This window comes from Mycolicibacterium sp. TUM20985 (assembly GCF_030295745.1).
In the GTDB taxonomy this organism is placed as follows: domain Bacteria; phylum Actinomycetota; class Actinomycetes; order Mycobacteriales; family Mycobacteriaceae; genus Mycobacterium.
In genome coordinates this window covers 2333066-2354308 of record NZ_AP027291.1, presented here as the reverse complement: position 1 = coordinate 2354308, position 21243 = coordinate 2333066, and the positions used below count along the sequence as shown (strand labels likewise).

Here is a 21243-nt window from a genome sequence, read left to right as displayed (position 1 = left end):
GTCCATTATCACTGCGCTGCCACCACGCCGGTGCCCAGCAGGATCAGGAGCGTCACGCCGAGGATCACCCGGTAGCCGACGAACCAGTACATACCGTGGCGCACCAGGAACTTCAGGAACCACGACACGGCGGCGAGGCCGACGACGAAGGCGATGACCACGGACACCGCCAGTTGCGGGCCGGACGCACTCATCCCCCTGCCGTCGGGGTGGAATGCGTCGGGCAGGGAGTACAACCCCGACGCGAGCACGGCGGGGATGGCCAGCAGGAACCCGAACCGGGCCGCCGCCTCACGCTCCTGGCCCATGAACAGGCCTGCGCTGATCGTGGCGCCCGATCGCGACACCCCGGGGATCAGGGCCAGGCACTGTGACAGTCCGATGACGATGCTGTCCTTCCAGGTGAATCGTTCGATCGGTCGGGTCTGCTTGCCGAAGTACTCGGCGGCCGCGATGACGGCGGAGAACGCGATCAACGCTGTTGCGATGATCCACAGATTGCGCACGTCGTCGCGGATGTAGTGCTTGAAGATCAGCCCGGCGGCGCCGATCGGGATGGTGCCGATGATCACCCACCAGCCCAGCCAGTAGTCGGGGGTGCGGCGGGCGGGGTCGCGCAGCCCGCCGAACCACGCCACCACGATGCGGCTGATGTCGCGGGCAAAGTAGATCAGCACCGCGAGCTCGGTGCCGAGCTGGCTGACGGCGGTGAAAGACGCGCCCGCGTCATCGGCGAAGAACAGCTTCGACACGATCGCGAGATGGGCGGAGGACGACACCGGCAGGAATTCCGTAAGGCCTTGGACCACTGCCAACACCACGACCTGCAGCCACGACATGTCCATCACGCCGACGACCGTACCGTGGCGTAGCTGTCAGCGCGCTGAGCGTGGCACCGGCTGGGCGTCGGCGACGGCATCGCGGACGGCGGCGGCCAAGCTGCGCTCGTCGGCAACGTCGACGTGGGCCAGGCTCCGGCTGGCCGCCGCAACCACGTCCTCCGCGTGGGGCACCGGACCGCTCAGGCGCGGGCGATACACCTCGACGAACAGCGTCTGCTTCTCGACGTGGAAGGAGAAGCTCCTGCCGTCGCCGACCCGCCCGAATCCGCTGGCATGCACTCCGGTCGACAGATCGTCGATCGCGAATTGACCACCGTCCGCTGCGCCGGTCATGAGGGAACCATATCGGGGGGTCGCTTCCTGATGGTGCCTAGACTGACCGTTCGATTGCCATCCGATTCGCACAACTGAGGGTTACCCTTTGCCGCTGAACGAAACACCGAAGCGTCGCCTAGGTCACAGCCTTCTTTGGATCGTGACGATGGTTGCCTGCCTGGCGTGTTCCACTACGCCCACCGACAGTCCGCCACCCACGATCTCCCCTGCCCGGGCGGCCGATTCGCCCGCGGTGACCACGACGCCCGCGGGGTCGGTGCGACCCCTCGACGGGGTGGGCGAGGCAGCGGTCTTCGATGCGGCTACATCGACGCTGGTGGTGCTGACCCAGGGCGCCGGGGGCGGGTCGGCGCTCACCGTGTTTCCCGCGGCCGGGGCGGCTCGGACGGTGCGGCTGCCTGCGCCAGCGACCGCCGTCGTCGATGACGGCGGCGGCACGGTGTTCGCGTCCACGAAGGGTGGCTACTTCATGGTCGACGTTCGCGGAGGTGACGCGGTGACCCGGTTCGACGTCGACGGCCAGCCCGACACCGAGTTCACCGCGATCACCCGTCGGGCGGACGGAAAGGTGGTCCTCGGCAGCGCCGACGGTGCGGTGTACACGCTCGGCTCCGACACCTCGGTGCAGGCGCGGCTGCAGATCTTCGCTCGCGTCGACGCCCTGGTCGCGCGGGGTGACACGGTCGCCGTCCTCGATCGCGGCCAGACGTCGGTCACGACCGTGGACGCCTCCGGCACCAAGCAGGAGCACGCACTGCGGGCGGGTGAGGGCGCCACCACGATGGTCACCGACCCCGAGGGCCGCATCCTCGTCGCCGACACCCGCGGTCAGGCACTCCTAGTGTTCGGCACGGACCCGCTCATGCTGCGCCAGCAGTACCCCGTCAAGGGGGCGCCCTACGGCCTCGCGGGCACCTCGCGGCTGGCGTGGGTGTCGCAGACGGCGACCAACAGCGTGGTTGGTTACGATCTCTCGACCGGAATTCCCGTCGAGAAGGTGCGCCATCCCACCGTGCAGCAGCCCAACTTCCTGAGCTTCGACGATTCGACCGGCACGCTGTTCGTGGTGTCCGGCTCGGGTGCGGGCGTGCAAGTGATCCCACGGGCCGCCGGATGACGGCCCATCAGCGCGGGCGCATGCCCGCCGCGTGGGAGGCGGATCTCTCCGACGACTACGAGTGGGTGCCACTTCGGCTGCCGCCGGACGTGACCCGGGTGTCCGCGTCGATCCGGCTGTCCATCGAGGCCGAGTATCGCGGCTGGGAGTTGACCCGCGTGCGCCTCTACACCGATGGCAGTCGACGGGTGTTGTTGCGGCGCAGGAAGTCTGCGTCGGAATGGATGAGCGACGACGGTCGGCCCAAGCCATGATCTATGGCGCGCTGCGGCGGATCCTGTTCCTGGTGCCGCCCGAGCGGATCCACACCGTGGTCTTCGCCTGCCTGCGCTTGGTCACGGCGACCGCGCTGGCGCGCCGGGTTCTCGGGAAGTGGCTGGCGCCACACGATCCCGTTCTGGAGTCGACGGTGTTCGGGGTCAAATTCCCCGGCCCCGTGGGCTTGGCCGCAGGCTTCGACAAGGACGGCACGGGTCTGAACACTTGGGGCGCAATGGGTTTCGGGTACGCCGAGATCGGCACCGTGACCGCGCACGCGCAACCGGGCAACCCCCCGCCGCGGATGTTCCGCCTCGCCGACGACCGAGCGCTGCTCAATCGGATGGGCTTCAACAACCACGGTGCCGGCGAGTTGGCGTTGCGACTGAGCCGCCACGTCGCCGGAATCCCGATTGGCGCCAACATCGGCAAGACCAAGACCACGCCGGGAGCGGACGCGGTGGCCGACTACACCGAGAGCGCCCGCCTCGTCGGCCCCCTGGCGGACTTCCTGGTGGTCAACGTCAGCTCGCCCAACACCCCCGGGCTGCGCGACCTGCAGGCCGTGGCCTCGCTGCGGCCCATCCTGACGGCGGTCCGGGCGCAGACCACGACACCGGTGCTGGTGAAGATCGCCCCGGACCTGTCCGACGCCGACGTCGACGAGATCGCCGATCTGGCAGTCGAACTGGGGCTGGCGGGCATCGTCGCCACCAACACCACCGTGTCGCGCGACGGTCTGGCGACCCTCGGCGTCGCCGACCTTGGCCCCGGCGGCGTCTCCGGGCCGCCGGTCGCGCAGCGCTCCGTCGAGATCCTGCGGCGGCTCTACCGTCGCGTCGGCGACCGGCTGGTCTTGATCAGCGTCGGCGGCATCGAGACGGCCGACGACGCGTGGGAGCGAATCACTGCGGGTGCCTCACTGCTGCAGGGGTACACCGGCTTCGTCTACGGCGGCGGTTCCTGGGCCAAGAACCTTCACGACGGCCTGGCGCGACGCCTCCACGACGGCGGGTTCGCCACCCTGGCCGAGGCGGTCGGCTCGGCAACGCCTCGCGAGCAGACGTAAAAGGCCCTCATTCGCAGGGTTTCAGGGCCCTTTGCGTCTGCTCGCGGGGTTAGTCGGCGATCTCGTAGGTGCCCATGATGACGGCGCGCGCGATCGCGTGGCTGAACAGGTTGAAACCCAGGTACGCCGGGGTGGCGCTCTCGGGCAGGTCCAACTTCTCCACGTCGACGGCGTGGACGGCCACGAAGTAGCGGTGCGGGCCGTGTCCCGGGGGCGGGGCAGCGCCGATGAAGCGCTTCAGACCGGCGTCGTTGGGCAGTGTCAGCGCGTCGCCGGGAAACTCGGCGTGGCTGCCGTCGCCGACGCCCTCGGGCAGCTCCGTCACCGTCGCGGGCAGGTTCGCCACCGCCCAGTGCCAAAACCCGGAGGCCGTCGGCGCGTCGGGGTCGTACATCGTCACGGCGAAGCTGCGCGTGGTCTCGGGGAACCCCGACCAGCTCAACTGCGGGGACACGTCCGATCCCCCGGCGCCCATGATGCCGCTGACCTGTTCCTGCGACAGCGGCGCGCCGTCGGTGATCGAGGTCGAGGTGAGGGTGAAGCTCGGCAACTGGGGAAGGTTGTCGTACGGGGTGCTCATTGGATCCCTTCGGTTGGTCTTCCGGTGATTGTTCAGCAGTGCAGGAGGAAGTGCTCGAGAACCTGGGTTCCGAACGTCAGCGATTCGACGGGTACCCGCTCATCGACGCCGTGGAACAACGCCGCGAAGTCCAGTTCGGGGGGCAGGCGCAGCGGGATGAAGCCGAAGCAACGAATGCCAAGGCGCGCAAAGTGTTTGGCGTCCGTACCGCCGGAGAGCATGTAGGGCACGATGCGCGCGTCGGGATCCACCGACAGCAGCGCCGAGTTCATGGCGTCGACCAGCTCGCCGTCGAACGTTGTCTCATACGACGGCAACTCGGTGATCCACTCGCGGGTCACGTCCGGCCCGATCAGCTCGTCGACCGTCGCCTCGAACGCCGCCTGCCGCCCCGGCAGCACCCGGCAGTCGACGACGGCCTCGGCGGTGGCGGGGATGACGTTGGCCTTGTAGCCGGCCTTCAGCATGGTGGGGTTGGCCGAGTCGCGCAGCGTGGCGCCCACGATGCGCCCAATGGGCCCCAACTTGGCGATCGTCCCCTCGAGGTCCGGTGACGCGGGATCGAAGGCGTGTCCCGTCTCCTCGCCCACGGCGCCGAGGAACTGCGCGACCGGATCGGTCAGGACGACCGGGAACTCGTAGCTGCCCAGCCGTGCGACCGCCCCCGCGAGCGTGGTGACGGCGTTGTCGTCGTGCACGAAGGAACCGTGCCCGGCCCGGCCGCGGGCGGTCAGCCGCATCCACCGCATGCCCTTCTCGGCGGTTTCGATCAGATAGAGCCGCTTGTCGCCGCCGTCTCGGTGCGGCACGGTCAGGGAGAACCCGCCGACCTCGCCGATCGCCTCGGTGACGCCCGCGAACAGATCGGGCCGGTTCTCGACCAGCCACCCGCAGCCGTACTTGCCGCCGGCCTCCTCGTCGGCGACGAAGGCGAACACCAGATCGCGCGGCGGCACGGTCCCGGTCCGCTTGAGGTGGCGTGCGACCGCGATCATCATCCCGATCATGTTCTTCATGTCGATCGCCCCGCGGCCCCAGACGTAGCCGTCGGAGACGGCGCCGGAGAACGGGTGCACGCTCCAGTCGGCCGCCTCGGCGGGCACCACGTCGAGGTGGCCGTGCACGAGCAGGGCCCCGCGGCTGGGGTCGGCGCCGCGCAGTCGGGTGACGACGTTGCCGCGGCCCGGGGCGCCCGACTCGACGTACTCGCATTCGTAGCCGACGTCCTCGAGCTGACGAGCCACCCAGCGGGCGCACTCCTCCTCACCCGCGGTGGTGTCGAGCTCGCCGGTGTTCGAGGTGTCGAACCGAATCAACGCGCTGACGAGTTCGACGACCTCGTCGGACGGCTGGGGAGAATCACTCACGGTCACCATTCGTACCATTGCACTCTCCCTCCGGTTTTGGTCCGGGCACCGTTGATCCGTTAGCCTTAGGCGCTCTTGTCCGAGTGGCGGAATGGCAGACGCGCTAGCTTGAGGTGCTAGTGCCCTATTAACGGGCGTGGGGGTTCAAGTCCCCCCTCGGACACTGTTTTCATCGCACGCGGCGCGCAAAGGTCGCGACGTCGCGCAGCGCCCGTTGGAACAGCTCGGGAACCGCCGCGGCCACGATCTGCTCGCCTGCGTGCCCGACCCCGCTGTAGGTATGGCCCGAGGCGTCCACGCCTGCGCGCTGCAACGCCCGCAGGTAGGCCAGCCCCTCGTCCCGCAGGGGGTCGAGCTCGTCGGTGCTCACGACGTGCGGCGGCAACCCCTGCATGTCACGCTCGTCGGCGTAGTACGGCCACGCCAGCGGATCGGTGGTGTGCTGACCCGTCGGGTCGTACAGCGCCGCCATGAGCGTCATCATCGACGGGCCCAGGAAGTAGCCCTCGTTCTCGACGAGCGACGGTAGCGCGGGGTTGGGGGTGTCGTAACCGCCGTAGATGAACGGCACCTGGGCGTACACCCCGTCGATCCGGTCGAGCCTGCCGTCCCGCTTGGCCTTCAACGCCGTGGCGAGCGACAGGTTGCCACCGCCGGACTCACCGGTCACGACGATCGACGTCAACCCGAGACCGTCGCGCTGCGCGTGCATCCACTCCAGCGCGCTGGCACAGTCCTCGAGACCGGCCGGAAACGGGTGCGCGCCAAGCGTTCCGGCGGAATTACGGAACTCGACGCCGACGACCACGCAGCCTTGGGCGGCAAGCGCTTCCCGCCACACCGAGGCGGACCGGTCGGCCGCCTTGAGGATGGCCATCCCTCCGCCGTGGAGATGAAGTAGACCCGGCATGGGTGCCGACACACCGATCGGACGATGGACGTACAGCGTGATCTCGTTGCCGTCGACCCCGGTGACGCTCAGGGTGCGGGTGTCCACCGGCTGAGGCGACGGGATGTCGGCGAGCAGGGCACCGAACACACCGTCGAAGGCCTGTTCGGCGGCCGCCGCGACGGCGAGCAGCTCCTCGAGCGGTGACCGACGGTCAACGGGCAGATCGGCTGCCAACGTGTCGAGCCCGAATGGCGCGATGGCCGCCAGCATCCGGGGGTCTGCCCTCGGATCGGAGCGCAATTCCATGGTCGGGTCGCCGAGGCGGCCGGGAAGGGTGACGTCGACCGTACGCGGTGCAGCCATGTCGAAAACCTACTGCAGAACACTGGTGACGAAAGCCCCTAGCGACGCATGACCGCGTTGACGGTGAATGAACGCCTATGACCATCGACGAAGCGCAGATCGACGAACTTCAGGCCAGTCGTCCGTTCCCCGAGCGCCTCGGCCCCAAGGGCAATCTGATCTACAAGCTGGTGACCACCACCGATCACAAGCTGATCGGCATCATGTACTGCGTCGTCTGCTTCATCTTCTTCTTCATCGGCGGGCTGATGGCGCTGTTCCTCCGCGCCGAGCTCACCGCCCCCGGACTGCAGTTCCTGTCCAACGAGCAGTACAACCAGCTGTTCACCATGCACGGCACCGCGATGCTGCTGTTCTACGCCACCCCGATCGTGTTCGGCTTCGCCAACCTGGTGCTGCCGCTGCAGATCGGCGCGCCCGACGTGGCGTTTCCCCGACTGAACGCACTGTCCTTCTGGCTCTTCCTCTTCGGGGCGTTGATCGCCCTGTCGGGGTTCATCACTCCCGGCGGCGCGGCCGACTTCGGTTGGACCGCGTACACCCCGCTGACCGACGCCGTCCACTCGCCCGGTGTGGGTGCCACCCTGTGGATCTTCGGTCTGGGGGTCGGCGGTCTGGGCACCATCCTGGGTGGCGTCAACATGATCACCACGGTGGTCTGCATGCGCGCGCCCGGCATGACGATGTTCCGGATGCCGATCTTCACCTGGAACATCCTGGTGACCTCGATCCTGGTGCTCATCATCTTCCCCATCCTCACGGCGGCGCTGTTCGGACTGGCGGCCGACCGGCTGCTCGGGGCGCACATCTACGACCCCGCCAACGGTGGGGTGATCCTGTGGCAGCACCTGTTCTGGTTCTTCGGCCACCCCGAGGTGTACGTCATCGCGCTGCCGTTCTTCGGCATCGTCTCGGAGATCTTCCCGGTGTTCAGCCGCAAGCCGATCTTCGGCTACACCACGCTGATCTACGCCACCATCTCGATCGCCGCGCTGTCGGTTGCGGTGTGGGCGCACCACATGTACGCCACGGGAGCCGTTCTGCTGCCGTTCTTCTCGTTCATGACGTTCCTGATCGCGGTGCCCACCGGGATCAAGTTCTTCAACTGGATCGGCACGATGTGGAAGGGCCAGTTGACCTTCGAGACACCGATGCTGTTCTCGGTGGGCTTCCTGGTCACGTTCCTGCTCGGCGGTTTGTCAGGGGTGCTGTTGGCCAGCCCGCCGTTGGACTTCCACGTCACCGACTCCTACTTCGTCGTCGCGCACTTCCACTACGTGCTGTTCGGCACGATCGTGTTCGCCACCTATGCGGGCATCTACTTCTGGTTCCCGAAGATGACCGGCCGACTCCTCGACGAACGCCTGGGCAAGGTGCACTTCTGGCTGACGTTCATCGGGTTCCACACCACGTTCCTGGTGCAGCACTGGCTGGGCAATTCGGGGATGCCGCGCCGCTACGCGGACTACCTGCCCACCGACGGCTTCACCACGCTGAACGTCATATCGACGATCGGTGCGTTCATCCTGGGCATCTCGACGATCCCGTTCGTGTGGAACGTGTTCAAGAGCTGGCGCTACGGCGAGCCGGTGACCGTCGACGATCCGTGGGGTTACGGCAACTCGCTGGAATGGGCGACCAGTTGCCCGCCGCCGCGGCACAACTTCACCGAGCTGCCCCGAATCCGTTCGGAACGGCCGGCTTTCGAGCTGCACTACCCGCACATGGTGGAACGCATGCGGGCCGAGTCGCACATCGGCGGCGGTCCACATCCCGAGGGCGGTGACGTCACGGCCAGCGATGACGTCTCGGTGCGCTCCTGAGTCGAATCGTCAGTAGACGTCCCGCACATAGCGTTTGGCGGCGACCAGTTCGCGCTTGTAGTCGCGGGCGCGCTCGCTGGACATCCCGCCGTGCTCACGGATGACGGCGGTCAGCGCATCGTCGACGTCCTTGGCCATGCGGGTGGCATCACCGCACACGTAGAAGTGCGCACCGTCCTCCAGCCACCGCCAGACGTCGTGCCCGTAGTCCGCGAGCTTGTGCTGCACGTACACCCGCTGAGGTTGGTCGCGCGAGAACGCGAGATCGAGCCGGTTCAACAGACCGTCGTCGACCATGTCCTCCAAATCCTCACGGTAATAGAAGTTCTCGGCCCGGTGCTGATCGCCGAAGAAGAGCCAGTTGCGGCCCGTGTGACCAAGGGCGCGGCGCTGCTGCAGGAAGCCGCGGAACGGTGCGACACCGGTCCCCGGTCCCACCATGATCATCGGGGTCGTCCCGTCGTCCGGCGGCCGGAAGTGCGGTGACGGCTGCAGGAAGACCGACGCGTGGGACGCCCGGTCGGCCAGGAACGTCGAACACACCCCGCCGCGCCGCGTCCCGTCGCGACCCGGATAGCGCACCACCGATACGGTCAACTGCACTTCGTGAGGGCTGACCAGCGGGCTGCTCGAGATCGAATACGACCGCGGTGTCAGGCGGACCAGGGCGTCGCGCCACTGCTCCACCTCGGCGCGCACCCCGAACTCCGTCACGACGTCCACCCCGTCGCGGCCCCGGAGCCACCGGTCCCACTCCGCGCGATTGCGGCGAAGGTTTCGCAGCGAACTCGCCTGGACGCTGGCCCCGGTGACGAAGTCGAGCAGGTTCGGGGTGATGCGGCACAGGTCGAAGTGCGTCGTGAGGGCTTCGCGCAGCGTCAGCTCGCGACCGTCCACCTCGATCACGTCCTCGGCGGGCAGCCCGGTGGCCGCGAGCCACCGCGTGACGGTCGCGTCGTCGTTGGTGGCGTACACCCCGAGCGCATCCCCGACCTCGTAGGTGACGTCGTAGGCGGAGATGTCGAACCCGAACTGCCGCACCTCCTTTGCCGCTCCAGGGGCCGTCAGCACTACATTGCGACTCAACGGTGCGTCGACCGGCTTGGCTCGGGTGAACGGTGCGACGGGGCGCACCTCCCGGGGCCCCACCGGCCCGGGCGATGCGGTCACCAGGCCGGAGACCTGCTGGATCCACTGCGCCATCGGCTCGTCGTCGTACGCCTCGCAGTCGACGCGCTGGGCCAGCTGGGTCGCCCCGAGTTCGGCCAGCCGGGCGTCCACCGACCTGGCGTGGCCACAGAAGTCGTCGTAGGCGCGGTCACCGATGCCCAGCACCGCGTAGCGGACCCCGTCCAAGGCGGGTGCCTCGGCTGACGCCAACCGGCGCCAGAAGTCGGCACCGTTGTCCGGTGGACCGCCGTCGCCGAAAGTGCTGGTGACGATCAGCACCTCGCCGGAGGTAGCGAGGTCGGTCAGCGCACAGGCGTCCATGTTCATCACGCGGGCAGGTGTGTCGGGGGTGCCGAGACGTTCCACCACCCGTGCCGCGACGTCCTCCGCGGTGCCGGTCTGGGACGCCCAGAGCACCAGTGCCCCCAGACCGTCCGCGGGCGGTGCGACGACGTCCGGCGGCGGCGGGGCTGGTCCCGCCGCGCGCAGGCTGACCGCGCACGCCTTGAACTCGGGTTGCAACGAATCCGGGTCGACCGCGTCGGAGGTGACGGCGTTGATGGCGAGGTACTCGCCATGCTCGTCGTTCCAGTGGAACGGCACGAAGCAGTTGCCGGGCCGGACGCGGTCGGTCAGCACCGCGGGCAGCACCGCACGACCGCGTCGCGACGCCAGTTCGACCGGCTGTCCGTCGACGATGTTCTGCGCTCCGGCGTCGATCGGGTGAATCTCGACGAACGGCCCGTTGTCGAGCTTGTTGAGCTTCGCCACCTTGCCGGTCTTCGTCATCGTGTGCCATTGGTGTGGCAGACGTCCGGTGTTCAGCACCATCGGATAGTCGTCGTCGGGCATCTCCTTGGCATCCATGTGCGGCCGCGGAAGGAAGACCGCGCGCCGCGATGGGGTCGCGAAGGCCAGCCTGGGGCGGTGGCCGTCGCCGTCGACGTAGAGGTTCTGGCTCACGCCGTCGTTCAGATAGCGGATCGGATGCCGGTCGACGTCCCCGCCCGGCTGGTCGAGCGGCGGCGCGGGCCATTGCACCGGTCCCTGTCGCAGGCGGTCGTAGCTGACGCCACGAAGGTCGTAACCGGTTCCCGGATTGGAGAACTCGCGGATCTCGTCGAAGACGTCCGCACTCGATTCGTACGCGAAGTGTTCGCCGAAGCCGAGCTGCTCGGCGACCTGACAGATCAACAACCAGTCGGGCCTGGCGTCGCCGTGGGCGGGGATGGACTGCTGCAGCAGGGTGAGGTTACGGTCCGAGTTGACCATCACCGCGTCCGTTTCGGCCCACAGGGTCGCTGGCAGGACGATGTCGGCGTAGTGGTTGGTCGCCGTCGCCCGATAGGCGTCCTGGGTGATGACGAGCTCCGCCGATTCCAAACCGGTGATCACCGTCTTGCGGTTCGCCACGCTGACAACCGGATTCGTGCAGACGATCCAACAGGCCTTGATGTCGCCGTCGGCCATCTGCTTGAACATGTCGATCGTGCCCGGCCCGACGTCGGTGCGGATGGAGCCGGGTTCCAGGTGCCACTTGCCCTCGACGAACAGGCGGTCGTCGGCGGAGGTGACCACCCGCTGACCGGGCAGACCCGGCCCCATGTAACCCATTTCGCGGCCACCCATGGCATTGGGTTGACCCGTCATCGACATGGGCCCACTTCCTGGCCGGCAGATGGCGCCGGTCGCCAGGTGGAGGTTGCAGATGGCGTTGGCGTTCCACGTCCCGTGCGTGCTCTGGTTCAGACCCATGGTCCAGCAGGTCATCCAGGCGCCCGCCTCGGCGATCATCGTTGCGGCCGTCCGGATGTCGGCTTCGGCCAATCCGGTGATCTCCGCGACGACGTCCGGCGGGTAGTCCTGGAGGAAGTCCGGCATCGCGTCCCAGCCGTCGGTGTGTTCGGCGATGAAGTCACGGTCGACGTCACCGGACTCGACGAGCAGGTGCAGGATGCCGTTCAGCAGGGCCAGGTCGGTCCCCGGCTTGATCTGGAGGAACAGGTCGGCCTTCTCTGCGGTCGTCGTGCGGCGCGGATCGACGACGATGAGCTTGGCACCCGCCTTGTGGCGTTCAGCCATGCGCAGGAACAGAATCGGATGGCAGTCGGCCATGTTCGAGCCGGTGACGAAGAACAGATCGGTGACATCGAAGTCCGTGTACGACCCGGGCGGACCGTCCGACCCCAGCGATTGCTTGTAGCCCGTGCCCGCGCTTGCCATGCACAGCCGCGAGTTCGACTCGATGTGGACCGTCCGCAAGAAGCCCTTGGCCAGCTTGGTCGCCAGATACTGCGCCTCGATGGACATCTGACCGGAGACGTACAGCGCCACCGCGTCCGGTCCGTGCTCGTCGACGATGGCCCGCAGGCGCCGCCCGGCCTCGGCGACAGCCTCGTCCACCGAAGTCGCCACGGCTTGCTCACCGCGGGACGGCCGCAGCAGCGCCGAGCTCAGCCGGTCGCCGTCGGCCGCCATCAGCTCGGCGTGTGTGGCCCCCTTGGTGCACAGGCGACCGAAGTTGGTCGGGTGCAACTTGTCACCCGACACCCTGGCGATCACCGGGAGGCCGCTCGCGGTGTCGGTTCGGGTCTGGACCTCGATGCCACAGCCGACACCGCAGTACGAGCATGCGGTTCTGGTCGTGACTGTCACGCGATTCAGCCCGCGGCGACCGGCTCGTGCGCCCTGCCGACGTGCTCGCCGGCGTGCGCGACGGTCTTCATCCGGAGGAAGACGAACCAGGTGGTGATTGCACAGACGACGTAGAAGCCCAGGAACACCCAGAACGCATTGGTGGCGGACTTGGCGTCACCGACGTAGGACGCCCTGAGCACGATGTTGATGAACACCCCGCCCAGCGCACCGACGGCTCCGGCGAATCCGATCAGCGCGCCCGACATGCTGCGCGACCAGATCGCCTTCTCCTCTCGGCTCCAGCCCTCCTTGCCCTGGGCCTTCGCCTCGAAGATGGACGGAATCATCTTGTAGGTCGAACCATTACCGGTGCCGGACAGGATGAACAGCAGGATGAATCCGACGACGTAGGCCGTCATCTGCCCGCCCGTCGGCGCTCCGGCGGCCCCGTCGTCGAGCACGCCGGCTCCCACCAGGATGCCGGCTGCGAAGATCATTGCGACGAACACGTACAGCGTCACCTTGCCACCGCCGATCCGGTCGGCCAGCTTGCCGCCGAACGGCCGCGCGATGGACCCGAGGAGCGGCCCGATGAAGGCAATCTGAGCGGCGTGCAACGACGCTTGCGCGGCATTGTCCCCGCCGGCCAGGTAGTTGATCTGCATGACCTGACCGAAGGCGAAACTGAAGCCGATGAACGAGCCGAACGTGCCGATATACAGGAAGCTCATCACCCAGGAGTGCTTGTACCGCAACGCCTCGACCATCGCCCCTAGGTTGGAACGCTGATTGCGAAGATTGTCCATGAAGAACGCCGCGCCAAGGGCGGCCAGCGCGATCGCGACCAGATAGATGGCACAAACGATCTCGGGCGCGGTGTTGCTGATCACGGCGATCACGAACAGACCGATGAGCTGGATCACCGGTACGCCGATGTTGCCGCCACCCGCGTTGAGCCCCAGCGCCCAGCCCTTGAGCCGCTGGGGATAGAACGCGTTGATGTTGGTCATCGACGACGCGAAGTTGCCGCCACCGAAGCCGGCGAACGCCGCCACGATCATGAAGGTCGTGTAGGACGTGTCGGGCTGCTTCATCACGTACAGCGTCAGCACCGTTGGAATCAGCAGCAGTAGCGCGCTGACGATGGTCCAGTTACGTCCCCCGAAGCGGGCGGGCGCAATGGTGTACGGAATGCGCATGAAGGCACCGACGAGGGTCGGCATCGCCACGAGGTAGAACTTCCCCGCGGCATCGATGTGATAGATGGCCTGGGGCATGAACAGCACCATGACCGACCAGATCGACCAGATCGAGAAGCCCACGTGTTCGGCGACGATGGACCAGATGAGATTGCGCTTCGCTATGTCTTTTCCCGGTGCGCTGCCGCCGACCCCCTCCCACGCCTCGACGTCTTCGGCATCCCAGTGTTCAATGTTGCGGCTACGCCGCGGGCGTTCGATGTTGCGGTCCCGTGTGAGCGGCATCACTGATTCTCCTTGAAAGGTGTTGAATCAGGTTTACGGCCAAGGCGTTCCGCATCCGTTGCCCAGCCGTGTCGAGTGTGTCAACAGTGCCTCACAGGCGGCTCGGGGTGCGGGTGAGGCGATGTTGTTCTCAGCGGACGCGCCGATGAAACGAGCCCGAAACAAAGCCGCCTTAGCTTCGGTGCGATGAGCGATGGCAGCACACCCGTCTTCCTGCAGGGTCCGTTCGAGTTCGAGGGTAACGGCTTGGACAAGCCGCTGCTGATCGATGAATCGCTGCGCTACGTCGTCCCGGCCGGTGCGACCACCCAGCCTGTCTACTTCCGCGGGGGCAACTCCACTGGGGACATGATCTCGGTGGTGCTGTTCCGTGACGGAAAGCCGATGCGCTACTTCCCAATTGCCGCAAAGGGCGCCACTCACGTCGCGCTCAGGGTCGTCGAGGATCTGCTCGCCGACTCGGTGCTGGAGCTCTACGTCGCCGCACCCGCCGGCTGCAGCGGAACCGTCGTCATCGATCTCGGCCTGGTGCAGGTCCAGTGACCGCTCCTGCGAAACTAGTCGTGGTCGGCAACGGCATGGCAGGCATCCGCGCCGTCGAGGAGATCCTTGCCCGCGGTGGGTCGGATCTGTTCGAGATCACCGTCTTTGGCGACGAACCCTACGGCAACTACAACCGGATCCTGTTGTCCAACGTGCTTGCCGGCAGCGATGATCCCAGCGAGATCTACCTCAACGAGGTGGATTGGTACGCCGAGAACGGGATCTCCCTGCGGGCCGGCGTGCGGGTGGTTCGCGTCGACCCATACGCCCGCATCGTGTACTCCGACGACGGCTCGGCGACCCGGTATGACCGGCTCATTCTGGCCACCGGCAGCCGATCGTTCTTCCCGCCTATGAAGGGATTGTGGGCCGACGACAAGAACCTGGCCGACGGGGTGTTCGGCTTCCGGACCCTCGACGACTGCATCGGCATGATCTCCGAGGCCGTGCACCGCACCAAGGCCGTCGTGATCGGCGGTGGGCTGCTCGGCCTCGAGGCAGCCCGCAGCCTACAGAATCGCGGGTTGACCGTCGACGTCGTCCATGCCGGACCCACGCTGATGAACGCGCAGCTCGACGACCCCGCCGGAGCGATCCTGCGCAGGTCGGTCGAGGGCATCGGCATCACCGTGCACGTGGACAAGCGCACGACCGAGGTGACCACGTCCGAGGACGGCCGGCTCACCGGCATCGTGTTCGCCGACGGTAGCTCGATCGACTGCGACATGCTCGTGATCGCCACGGGCATCCGGCCGAACGTGGGGCTCGCGCAGCGCGCGGGCCTGACCGTCGAGCGCGCGATCGTGGTCGACGACCACATGCGTTCGATCGACGACGACGACGTCTACGTCGTGGGCGAGTGCGCGCAGCACCGCGGTCAGGTGTACGGGCTGGTGGCACCGCTGTGGGAGCAGGCCGCGGTCCTCGCCGATCATCTGACGGGTGCCAATTCCATTGCGAAATATCATGGTTCGCGAACGGCCACCAAGCTGAAGGTGGCCGGCGTCGACGTCGCGTCGATGGGTCTCAAGGGCCCGGAGCTGCCCGACGACGAGTTCGTCCAGTTCTCTGAACCGCGACACGGGATCTACAAGACGATCGTCATCCGCGACGGCAAGCTCGTCGGCGCCACCCTGGTCGGGGACGTCACCAAGGTCGCGTTCCTCACGCAGGCGTTCGACAGCGGGTTGGCGCTGCCGGACGAGCGCGTCTCGTTGATGTTCGACATCGGCACACCGGACATCGCGGTCGGCGTGGCCGAGCTCGCCGACGACGCCCAGGTGTGCAATTGCAACGGTGTCTCCAAGGGCGCCTTGACTGAGTGCGTGCGCGGCGGGGAGAGCTCCGTCGCCGGGGTCATGAAGGCCACCAAGGCGGGCAAGGGCTGTGGTTCCTGCAAGGAACTGGTGGCCCAGGTCGTGGAGTGGGCAGCCGGCGGCGCGGTCACCGAGGAACCGTCGGCCAATTGGTACGTGCCCGGGATTCCGTACGACAAGCCGACCCTGATGCGGATGATCCGCGAACTCCAATTGCATTCGGTGTCATCGGTCTTCGCCGCCCTGGCACCGGAAGGCCGGGTGGACGCGGGATCGAAGATGGGGCTGGCGTCACTGCTCGACATGATGTGGGCCGACGAATACGTCGACGAACGGGATGCGCGCTTCATCAACGACCGCGTGCACGCCAACATCCAGCGTGACGGCACCTTCTCCGTGGTGCCTCAGATGAAGGGCGGCGTCACCGACTCGGCGCAGTTGCGCAAGATCGCCGACGTGGCGGACAAGTACGACGTCCCGATGATCAAGCTCACCGGTGGCCAGCGGATCGACCTGCTGGGCATCAGGAAGGAGGATCTCCCCGGGGTGTGGGCGGACCTGGACATGCCATCGGGATACGCGTACGGCAAGAGCTTTCGGACCGTCAAGACGTGCGTCGGCAGCGACTTCTGCCGGTTCGGCGTCGGCGATTCCACCGCGCTCGGCATCGCCATCGAGGAGCGCTACCAGGGCTTGGCGAGCCCGGCGAAGATGAAGCTCGCCGTCACGGGGTGCCCCCGCAACTGTGCCGAGGCCCTGTGCAAGGACCTTGGTGTGGTCGCCGTCGAGGGCGGCCGGTGGGAGATGTACGTCGGCGGCGCGGCGGGGGCGCACATCCGCAAGGGTGATTTGCTCGCCACCGTCGACGATGCCGCCGAGGTGATCACGCTGACCGGCCGGTTCCTGCAGTACTACCGGGAGAACGCCAACTGGCTCGAACGCACCTACAAGTGGGTGCCACGGGTCGGCATCGAGCACATCCGGGCCGTGGTGGTCGACGATGCCGAGGGCCTGGCCGCGCAGCTGGATGCCAACATGGCGAAATCGGTTGCCGCCTATCGCGATCCGTGGCTCGACGGCCGTGAGCCCGCAAGCGAGGGACAGTTCCGCACGTCGTTGCCTCTGTTGCCGCTCCCCCAGGTGCCCGTGCGATGAGCGGCGTGGTCGTCGGCCGGGTAGACGAGATTCCGGTCGGGGAGGGACGGACCTTCACCGTCGACGGAGAACAGGTCGCCGTCTACCGGATGCGGGACGGGTCCCTGCGGGCGCTGGGCGCGGTGTGCCCGCACCTCGGTGGACCGCTCGCCGACGGACTCACCGACGACGATGCGGTCGTCTGCCCGCTGCACGGCCGGACCTACGACCTAGCCACCGGCGCCGAGCTGACCGGAAGTGGGCCTGGCGTCTGCACGCATCCCGTCGGTGCGGAACCCGACGGGTCGATTCACATATCCGCGTGCCGCGCGCGGACGAAACCGTAGGCACCGTAGGCGGCGAGGCCGACCGCGGCGAGCAGCAGCAGGAACTTTCCGAAGGGCGCGGTGCCCAGCGTCTTGACCGCGGCATCGACGCCTGACGCCTTCGCCGGATCGGCGGTGAACGTGGCGACGATGACCAGGATGCCGGCGCCCATCAGCACCAGCCCCTTGGCGGCGTAGCCGACGATCCCCACCCACGTGATCGCGGTACCACCCGAGACGTTGAGGTCCTTGAAGAACTTCTTGGTGACGCCCTTGTAGACGTGGTAGCCCCCCACGGCGATGATCACCAGCGCGACCACCACCAAAACTGCCTTGCCCCAGCCGGATTGCATCATCTGGGCGCTCAGGCCCGCGTTCTGCTGCCCGCTGGACTTGCCGCTGCCGATGGCGAACTTGCCGGCGGAGACTGCGAGGGCGAGGTACACCACGCCGACGGCGGCAGACTTCACCCGGTGCTTGGCGTCCTCCTCGAGGAACGTCTCGACGAGGTACCAGACGCCGAGGGCGCCAAGGACGACCGCCGCCACCCAGAGCATGACCGCGCCGCCGGGCTGAGCGGCCAAAGCGGCCAGTGCGCCAGACTGGTCGGCGTTGCCGCCGGAGCCAAGCGCCAGGCGCGCGATGATGAACGCGATGAGCAGGTGCAGGAGTCCGCTTGCGGCAAAGCCTGCCTGTGCTGCACGTTGGAACCAGACGTTGTCGTGGGCGGTGTGAGCCGCCGACCGGGTGTCGACCATGGCACGCGGGTACCCCCCGCCCGTCGCAGGCCAAACCGAAAATTGACGGCAATGTAGGGGGGCCCAGACGTCGGTGGGCCCCTCCGTCGGGAGGGGCCCACCGCGCTCACATCCGGTGGCTAGCCGTCGGAGCCTCCGCTGCCGGAGCCGCCCGCCGACCCGCCCGCGTCGCTTCCGCCTGCGGCAGAGCCGGTATCGGCGCCACCGCTCGTCGAAGCGGTGCTCGATGCCGTGGATGCCGTGGATGCCGTGGTCTTCGGCTCGGCCTTCTCGGCCTTCTCGGCCTCCTTGGCCTCCTTCTTCGCCTCCTTGGCTTCCTTCTTCGCCTCCTTGGCTTCCTTCTTCGCGTCCTTGGCGTCGCTCACGCCGTCATCGGACGCCTGCGTGGCACTCGGTGCCGGGCCCGAGGCGATCGCTGCCGGCTGCGACTTCGGCAGCGTGACTGTGACCGAGTCGGCGCTCTGCGAAGTGCGGGCCAGGCTTTGGACGTTGGCGATGTCGTTCTGCCCCGCCGCGGTGGTGGTCGCGGTGGCCGCCGGGGCAGTCGCCGTGGCGCCGACCGCACCGACCGTCGCCAGCCCCTGAGCCACCGTCGCCGCCCCGCCCGCCAGCGCCTGCGCGCCGGTCGCGGTGCCGTAGGCGAGAGCCTGTGCGCCCGTGGCCGTTCCGTACGCGAGCGCCTGAGCACCCGTGGCCGTCGTACCCGCAAGCGCTTGAGCGCCCGTGGCCACGCCATAGGCTAGTGCCTGCGCACCCGTGGCACCCGCACCGGCGAGTCCCTGCGCGAGCGCGACCGACCCACCGGTAGCCAGCGAGGCCAGTGCGGCGGCGTAGCTCCCGGGATTCAGCGGGTTGGCGAGGATGGCGGCCAACGCTCCAATGCCACCGGCCGTCAACGCCGCCCCGGCGGTGCCGATGGTGGCAAGCCCCGTCGCACCCGTGACCCCGAGGCCGGCAAGCGCGGTAGCACCCGTCACGCCGGCCGCCTGCAACCCGGTGGCACCCGTGACCCCCACTCCCGCAAGGGCAGTCGCGCCAGTGACGCCGATACCCTGCAGCGCGGTCGCACCCGTCACGCCGGCCGCCTGAAGCGCGGTGGCACCCGTGACGCCCAGTCCCTGGAGGCCGACTGCGCCGGCGTCCTGAACACTGCTCCCCGTGAGCACCAGGCCCGCCGCGGCCGCGAGATCACCCGGTGCGACGGCGAGCGTCGACACCGGAGCCCCCTGCGTCGCGGCCAATGTCGTCGGGGTCCCGCCGACGACCAGTCCGAGTGCAGTCGTGATCGCGGTCAGCAACGTCGCCCCCACGCCGCCGACCGTGGCCAGCGTGGTCGCGCCCGCCGCGCCGAGTCCGGCGAGTGCTTGCGCACCCCCCAAACCGGCGGAGGCCAGCGTGATGGCGCCGGCCTGACCAAGGGTTGCCAGCGCAGTACCGCCCGCAACGTTCACCGTGCCGAGACCGGTGGCCACCGTGACACCCAAACCGGCCAGGCCGAGCGCACCGGTGGCGCCGAGGCCCGCGAGTCCCAGGGTCAGCCCGGCGGAGGTCCCGGTCAGCAGGGAGCCAAGCGCCACTGCGTAATTCGCGGGGTTCAACGGGTTCGCCAAGATCGCCGTCAACGCCCCGACTCCGCCGCCAAGCACTGCGGTGCCCGCGGCGCCGACTGTCGCGAGACCTGAGGCTCCGACCAATCCGACCGTGCCCAGACCGGAGGCGACCGTCGCCCCCAGACCGGCGAGACCCAGGGCACCGGCCGTGCCGAGGCCGGCGAGGGCCACGGTCCCGGCAGCGCCCAGGCCGGCGAGTCCGGTGGTGAGGCCGAGGCCGACGCCTGCCAGCGCCTGCGTTCCCGCGGTCGCGAGTCCGACGTAGGCCTGGCTCAACGCGATCGCGGCCCCCGTGGCGAGCACACCGACGGCGGCCAGCACGTCGGGGACGAGATCGGCCAGAGCGGCGCCGACGGCCGTGTTGAGCGTGGTGCCGACGGTGCCGACGGTGTTCAGCAGGCTGGTGCCCAACGCGCCCACCGCAAACGACCCCAGGGTTCCGGTGAGCCCGAGTCCCTGGGCGGCCTGGCTCAGCCCGGTGCTGCCGCCAGCGATGAGAAGCGCCAGCGCGGCGGGGTAGGCGCCGGGGTTGAGCGGATTGGAGGCGATCGTGGCGAGCGCACCGAGGGTGGTCGCCGACAACGTCGTACCTGCCACCCCGATGGTCTGGTTCAGCGCGGTTCCGGCGGTGCCGAAGTTGATCAACGCCTGGGTGCCGGTGAGGCCGAGGCCTTGGGACCCCTGGGCCAAGGCGGTCGAGGCTCCGTTTGCCAGATCGGCAAGCGCCGACGCCAGCCCGGTGGGCGTGTAGTCGGCGAAGACGGACGAGATGTGGTCGGCCTCGATGGCCAGTTTCGGCGGCGTCGGCGTGAGTGGAGCAATCGCGATGGCGGTTGCCCCGACGAGCGCAATGCCAGCGGTGAGTGGTGAACGGATGGCGCGTTGCATGGCGACCCCCTGCATAGGTGTGTGAGCGATGAGCAAACTTTATAACGCCGAAATGGTCAGAAGCACTACTTTGCTGAGGAAATCTTTGACGCCATTGTTTTGATCTTGAATTTGGTTTGCTATATCGATGGAATTGGAGCTTGCTCCGACCCTGAAGTGCGGTAGTTTGGCAAACTAGCGATCTAATTCGAGGGGCGCCATCAGGCCGGTTTGGCAACAGCGAACTCGAACAGGTGCGAGTCGGCACTTGGCGGCCGGGCGGCAAATGCGCACGTCCTCCCGCAACTAACGTCGACGTAAAAGCAATGCGCGTCGCTCGTGAACCGTTTCAGCAAGTCTCGGCGTAAGGGCGACGGCCACGACGATGGCGATCTGGCTCATCCCAAGGCCGTTCAGCGGTGCTTCGCTCGACTCCGGTTGCGCACCAGGAGCCCGAAGGGAAATCAGTTCACGCATAGGCGTGTCGCTCACCACCGATGCCCGTTCACCGGGCAGAACGGCGCGTCGCGGGGCCTACGACCATTCTTTCGGCCAAGATGGCGGCGCGCGCCCGACTCACGGGCGATACGGCATTGAAAGTGCTGTTCAGACCGACTTTGCTCAAGATCAAAAAGCATGTTGGTCACGCTTTGCTTGCGCTGAATGATTGGACGGTGTAGTAGCCCGGAAGTGAAATAGCCAGGAGTTCGCTCGGAGCAATCGTCAATTAATAGGTTTGCACATGGCGAAG

16 protein-coding genes and 1 tRNA gene are annotated in these 21243 nt (G+C 67.6%); 8 read left to right on the top strand and 9 right to left on the bottom strand.

All coding sequences use genetic code 11. From position 1 onward, the window contains the following. Positions 1-8 precede the first annotated feature (8 nt). Entirely contained in the window at positions 9-839 is an 831-nt protein-coding gene (locus QUE68_RS11515; protein WP_284230867.1) for an undecaprenyl-diphosphate phosphatase, read from the bottom strand. 36 nt (positions 840-875) lie between these two features. After that, positions 876-1175 (bottom strand): hypothetical protein, encoded by a 300-nt coding sequence (locus tag QUE68_RS11510; protein WP_284226139.1) that lies wholly within the window; start codon positions 1173-1175, stop codon positions 876-878. A gap of 148 nt (positions 1176-1323) precedes the next feature. Here QUE68_RS11510 and QUE68_RS11505 point away from each other — a divergent pair, with 148 nt between their 5' ends. The 3 genes from QUE68_RS11505 to QUE68_RS11495 are packed head-to-tail and all read left to right on the top strand — an operon-like array spanning position 1324 to position 3622. Beyond that, positions 1324-2295, top strand: a complete 972-nt coding sequence (locus tag QUE68_RS11505) for a YncE family protein (protein ID WP_284230865.1) — start codon at positions 1324-1326, stop codon at positions 2293-2295. Continuing rightward, on the top strand, positions 2292-2549 hold the full coding sequence (locus QUE68_RS11500) for a DUF5703 family protein (protein WP_284226138.1): 258 nt from the start codon (positions 2292-2294) through the stop codon (positions 2547-2549). Before QUE68_RS11505 ends, QUE68_RS11500 begins: the two co-directional genes overlap by 4 nt. Beyond that, positions 2549-3622, top strand: a complete 1074-nt coding sequence (locus tag QUE68_RS11495; RefSeq protein WP_284230863.1) for a quinone-dependent dihydroorotate dehydrogenase — start codon at positions 2549-2551, stop codon at positions 3620-3622. The genes QUE68_RS11500 and QUE68_RS11495 overlap by 1 nt, the downstream gene beginning before the upstream one ends. A 49-nt stretch (positions 3623-3671) precedes the next feature. On the opposite strand, the gene QUE68_RS11490 is transcribed toward QUE68_RS11495, so the two are convergent. Together QUE68_RS11490 and QUE68_RS11485 are read right to left on the bottom strand one after the other, a co-directional pair. Further along, positions 3672-4202 carry a YbhB/YbcL family Raf kinase inhibitor-like protein gene (locus QUE68_RS11490; RefSeq protein ID WP_284226137.1) on the bottom strand — a complete coding sequence of 177 codons (531 nt, stop codon included), beginning with the start codon at positions 4200-4202 and terminating at the stop codon, positions 3672-3674. Positions 4203-4234: 32 nt separating this feature from the next. Further along, positions 4235-5578, bottom strand: a complete 1344-nt coding sequence (locus QUE68_RS11485; protein WP_284226136.1) for a M20/M25/M40 family metallo-hydrolase — start codon at positions 5576-5578, stop codon at positions 4235-4237. A gap of 68 nt (positions 5579-5646) precedes the next feature. On the opposite strand from QUE68_RS11485, the gene QUE68_RS11480 reads away from it, so the two are divergent. Next, positions 5647-5732 (top strand) — tRNA-Leu (locus tag QUE68_RS11480). A gap of 6 nt (positions 5733-5738) precedes the next feature. Here the strand turns inward: QUE68_RS11480 and QUE68_RS11475 are convergent. Further along, positions 5739-6824, bottom strand: coding sequence for an alpha/beta hydrolase fold domain-containing protein (locus QUE68_RS11475; protein ID WP_284226135.1), 1086 nt, complete (start codon positions 6822-6824; stop codon positions 5739-5741). 77 nt (positions 6825-6901) lie between these two features. Here QUE68_RS11475 and ctaD point away from each other — a divergent pair, with 77 nt between their 5' ends. After that, positions 6902-8647, top strand: coding sequence for an aa3-type cytochrome oxidase subunit I (gene ctaD / locus QUE68_RS11470; RefSeq protein WP_284226134.1), 1746 nt, complete (start codon positions 6902-6904; stop codon positions 8645-8647). A gap of 9 nt (positions 8648-8656) precedes the next feature. Here the strand turns inward: ctaD and QUE68_RS11465 are convergent, their stop codons facing one another. Together QUE68_RS11465 and QUE68_RS11460 are read right to left on the bottom strand one after the other, a co-directional pair. Continuing rightward, positions 8657-12472: a bifunctional nitrate reductase/sulfite reductase flavoprotein subunit alpha gene (locus QUE68_RS11465; RefSeq protein ID WP_284226133.1), complete on the bottom strand. Its 3816-nt coding sequence runs from the start codon at positions 12470-12472 to the stop codon at positions 8657-8659. A 5-nt stretch (positions 12473-12477) separates the two neighbouring features. Continuing rightward, the gene (locus QUE68_RS11460) at positions 12478-13938 is read right to left on the bottom strand and encodes a nitrate/nitrite transporter (protein ID WP_284226132.1); all 1461 of its coding nucleotides are present in this window, start codon (positions 13936-13938) and stop codon (positions 12478-12480) included. A gap of 186 nt (positions 13939-14124) precedes the next feature. On the opposite strand from QUE68_RS11460, the gene QUE68_RS11455 reads away from it, so the two are divergent. Genes QUE68_RS11455 through QUE68_RS11445 form a run of 3 tightly spaced genes read left to right on the top strand, consistent with a single transcriptional unit; the run spans position 14125 to position 17278 of the window. After that, positions 14125-14481 (top strand): molybdopterin oxidoreductase, encoded by a 357-nt coding sequence (locus tag QUE68_RS11455; protein WP_284226131.1) that lies wholly within the window; start codon positions 14125-14127, stop codon positions 14479-14481. A 35-nt stretch (positions 14482-14516) separates the two neighbouring features. Further along, complete coding sequence (nirB, locus tag QUE68_RS11450; RefSeq protein ID WP_286275804.1) at positions 14517-16952, top strand: nitrite reductase large subunit NirB; 2436 nt, start codon at positions 14517-14519, stop codon at positions 16950-16952. Further along, the gene (locus QUE68_RS11445) at positions 16949-17278 is read left to right on the top strand and encodes a Rieske (2Fe-2S) protein (RefSeq protein WP_284226129.1); all 330 of its coding nucleotides are present in this window, start codon (positions 16949-16951) and stop codon (positions 17276-17278) included. Before nirB ends, QUE68_RS11445 begins: the two co-directional genes overlap by 4 nt. Here the strand turns inward: QUE68_RS11445 and QUE68_RS11440 are convergent. Together QUE68_RS11440 and QUE68_RS11435 are read right to left on the bottom strand one after the other, a co-directional pair. Continuing rightward, positions 17242-18015 (bottom strand): DUF1206 domain-containing protein, encoded by a 774-nt coding sequence (locus QUE68_RS11440; protein ID WP_284226128.1) that lies wholly within the window; start codon positions 18013-18015, stop codon positions 17242-17244. The two genes, QUE68_RS11445 and QUE68_RS11440, sit on opposite strands and share 37 nt — an antisense overlap. 119 nt (positions 18016-18134) lie before the next feature. After that, positions 18135-20513 carry a beta strand repeat-containing protein gene (locus tag QUE68_RS11435; RefSeq protein WP_284226127.1) on the bottom strand — a complete coding sequence of 793 codons (2379 nt, stop codon included), beginning with the start codon at positions 20511-20513 and terminating at the stop codon, positions 18135-18137. Positions 20514-21243 lie beyond the last annotated feature (730 nt).

What these genes read in the sequence shown, in the direction of transcription:
- QUE68_RS11435 (WP_284226127.1), bottom strand. Translation starts at nt 20,513, where the DNA reads ATGCAACGCGCCATCCGTTCACCACTCACCGCTGGCATTGCGCTCGTC.
- QUE68_RS11445 (WP_284226129.1), top strand. Translation starts at nt 16,949, where the DNA reads ATGAGCGGCGTGGTCGTCGGCCGGGTAGACGAGATTCCGGTCGGGGAG.
- QUE68_RS11485 (WP_284226136.1), bottom strand. Translation starts at nt 5,578, where the DNA reads ATGGTGACCGTGAGTGATTCTCCCCAGCCGTCCGACGAGGTCGTCGAA.
- QUE68_RS11500 (WP_284226138.1), top strand. Translation starts at nt 2,292, where the DNA reads ATGACGGCCCATCAGCGCGGGCGCATGCCCGCCGCGTGGGAGGCGGAT.
- ctaD (WP_284226134.1), top strand. Translation starts at nt 6,902, where the DNA reads ATGACCATCGACGAAGCGCAGATCGACGAACTTCAGGCCAGTCGTCCG.
- QUE68_RS11510 (WP_284226139.1), bottom strand. Translation starts at nt 1,175, where the DNA reads ATGACCGGCGCAGCGGACGGTGGTCAATTCGCGATCGACGATCTGTCG.
- QUE68_RS11440 (WP_284226128.1), bottom strand. Translation starts at nt 18,015, where the DNA reads ATGGTCGACACCCGGTCGGCGGCTCACACCGCCCACGACAACGTCTGG.
- QUE68_RS11460 (WP_284226132.1), bottom strand. Translation starts at nt 13,938, where the DNA reads ATGCCGCTCACACGGGACCGCAACATCGAACGCCCGCGGCGTAGCCGC.
- QUE68_RS11505 (WP_284230865.1), top strand. Translation starts at nt 1,324, where the DNA reads ATGGTTGCCTGCCTGGCGTGTTCCACTACGCCCACCGACAGTCCGCCA.
- QUE68_RS11490 (WP_284226137.1), bottom strand. Translation starts at nt 4,202, where the DNA reads ATGAGCACCCCGTACGACAACCTTCCCCAGTTGCCGAGCTTCACCCTC.
- nirB (WP_286275804.1), top strand. Translation starts at nt 14,517, where the DNA reads ATGGCAGGCATCCGCGCCGTCGAGGAGATCCTTGCCCGCGGTGGGTCG.
- QUE68_RS11515 (WP_284230867.1), bottom strand. Translation starts at nt 839, where the DNA reads ATGTCGTGGCTGCAGGTCGTGGTGTTGGCAGTGGTCCAAGGCCTTACG.
- QUE68_RS11455 (WP_284226131.1), top strand. Translation starts at nt 14,125, where the DNA reads ATGAGCGATGGCAGCACACCCGTCTTCCTGCAGGGTCCGTTCGAGTTC.
- QUE68_RS11475 (WP_284226135.1), bottom strand. Translation starts at nt 6,824, where the DNA reads ATGGCTGCACCGCGTACGGTCGACGTCACCCTTCCCGGCCGCCTCGGC.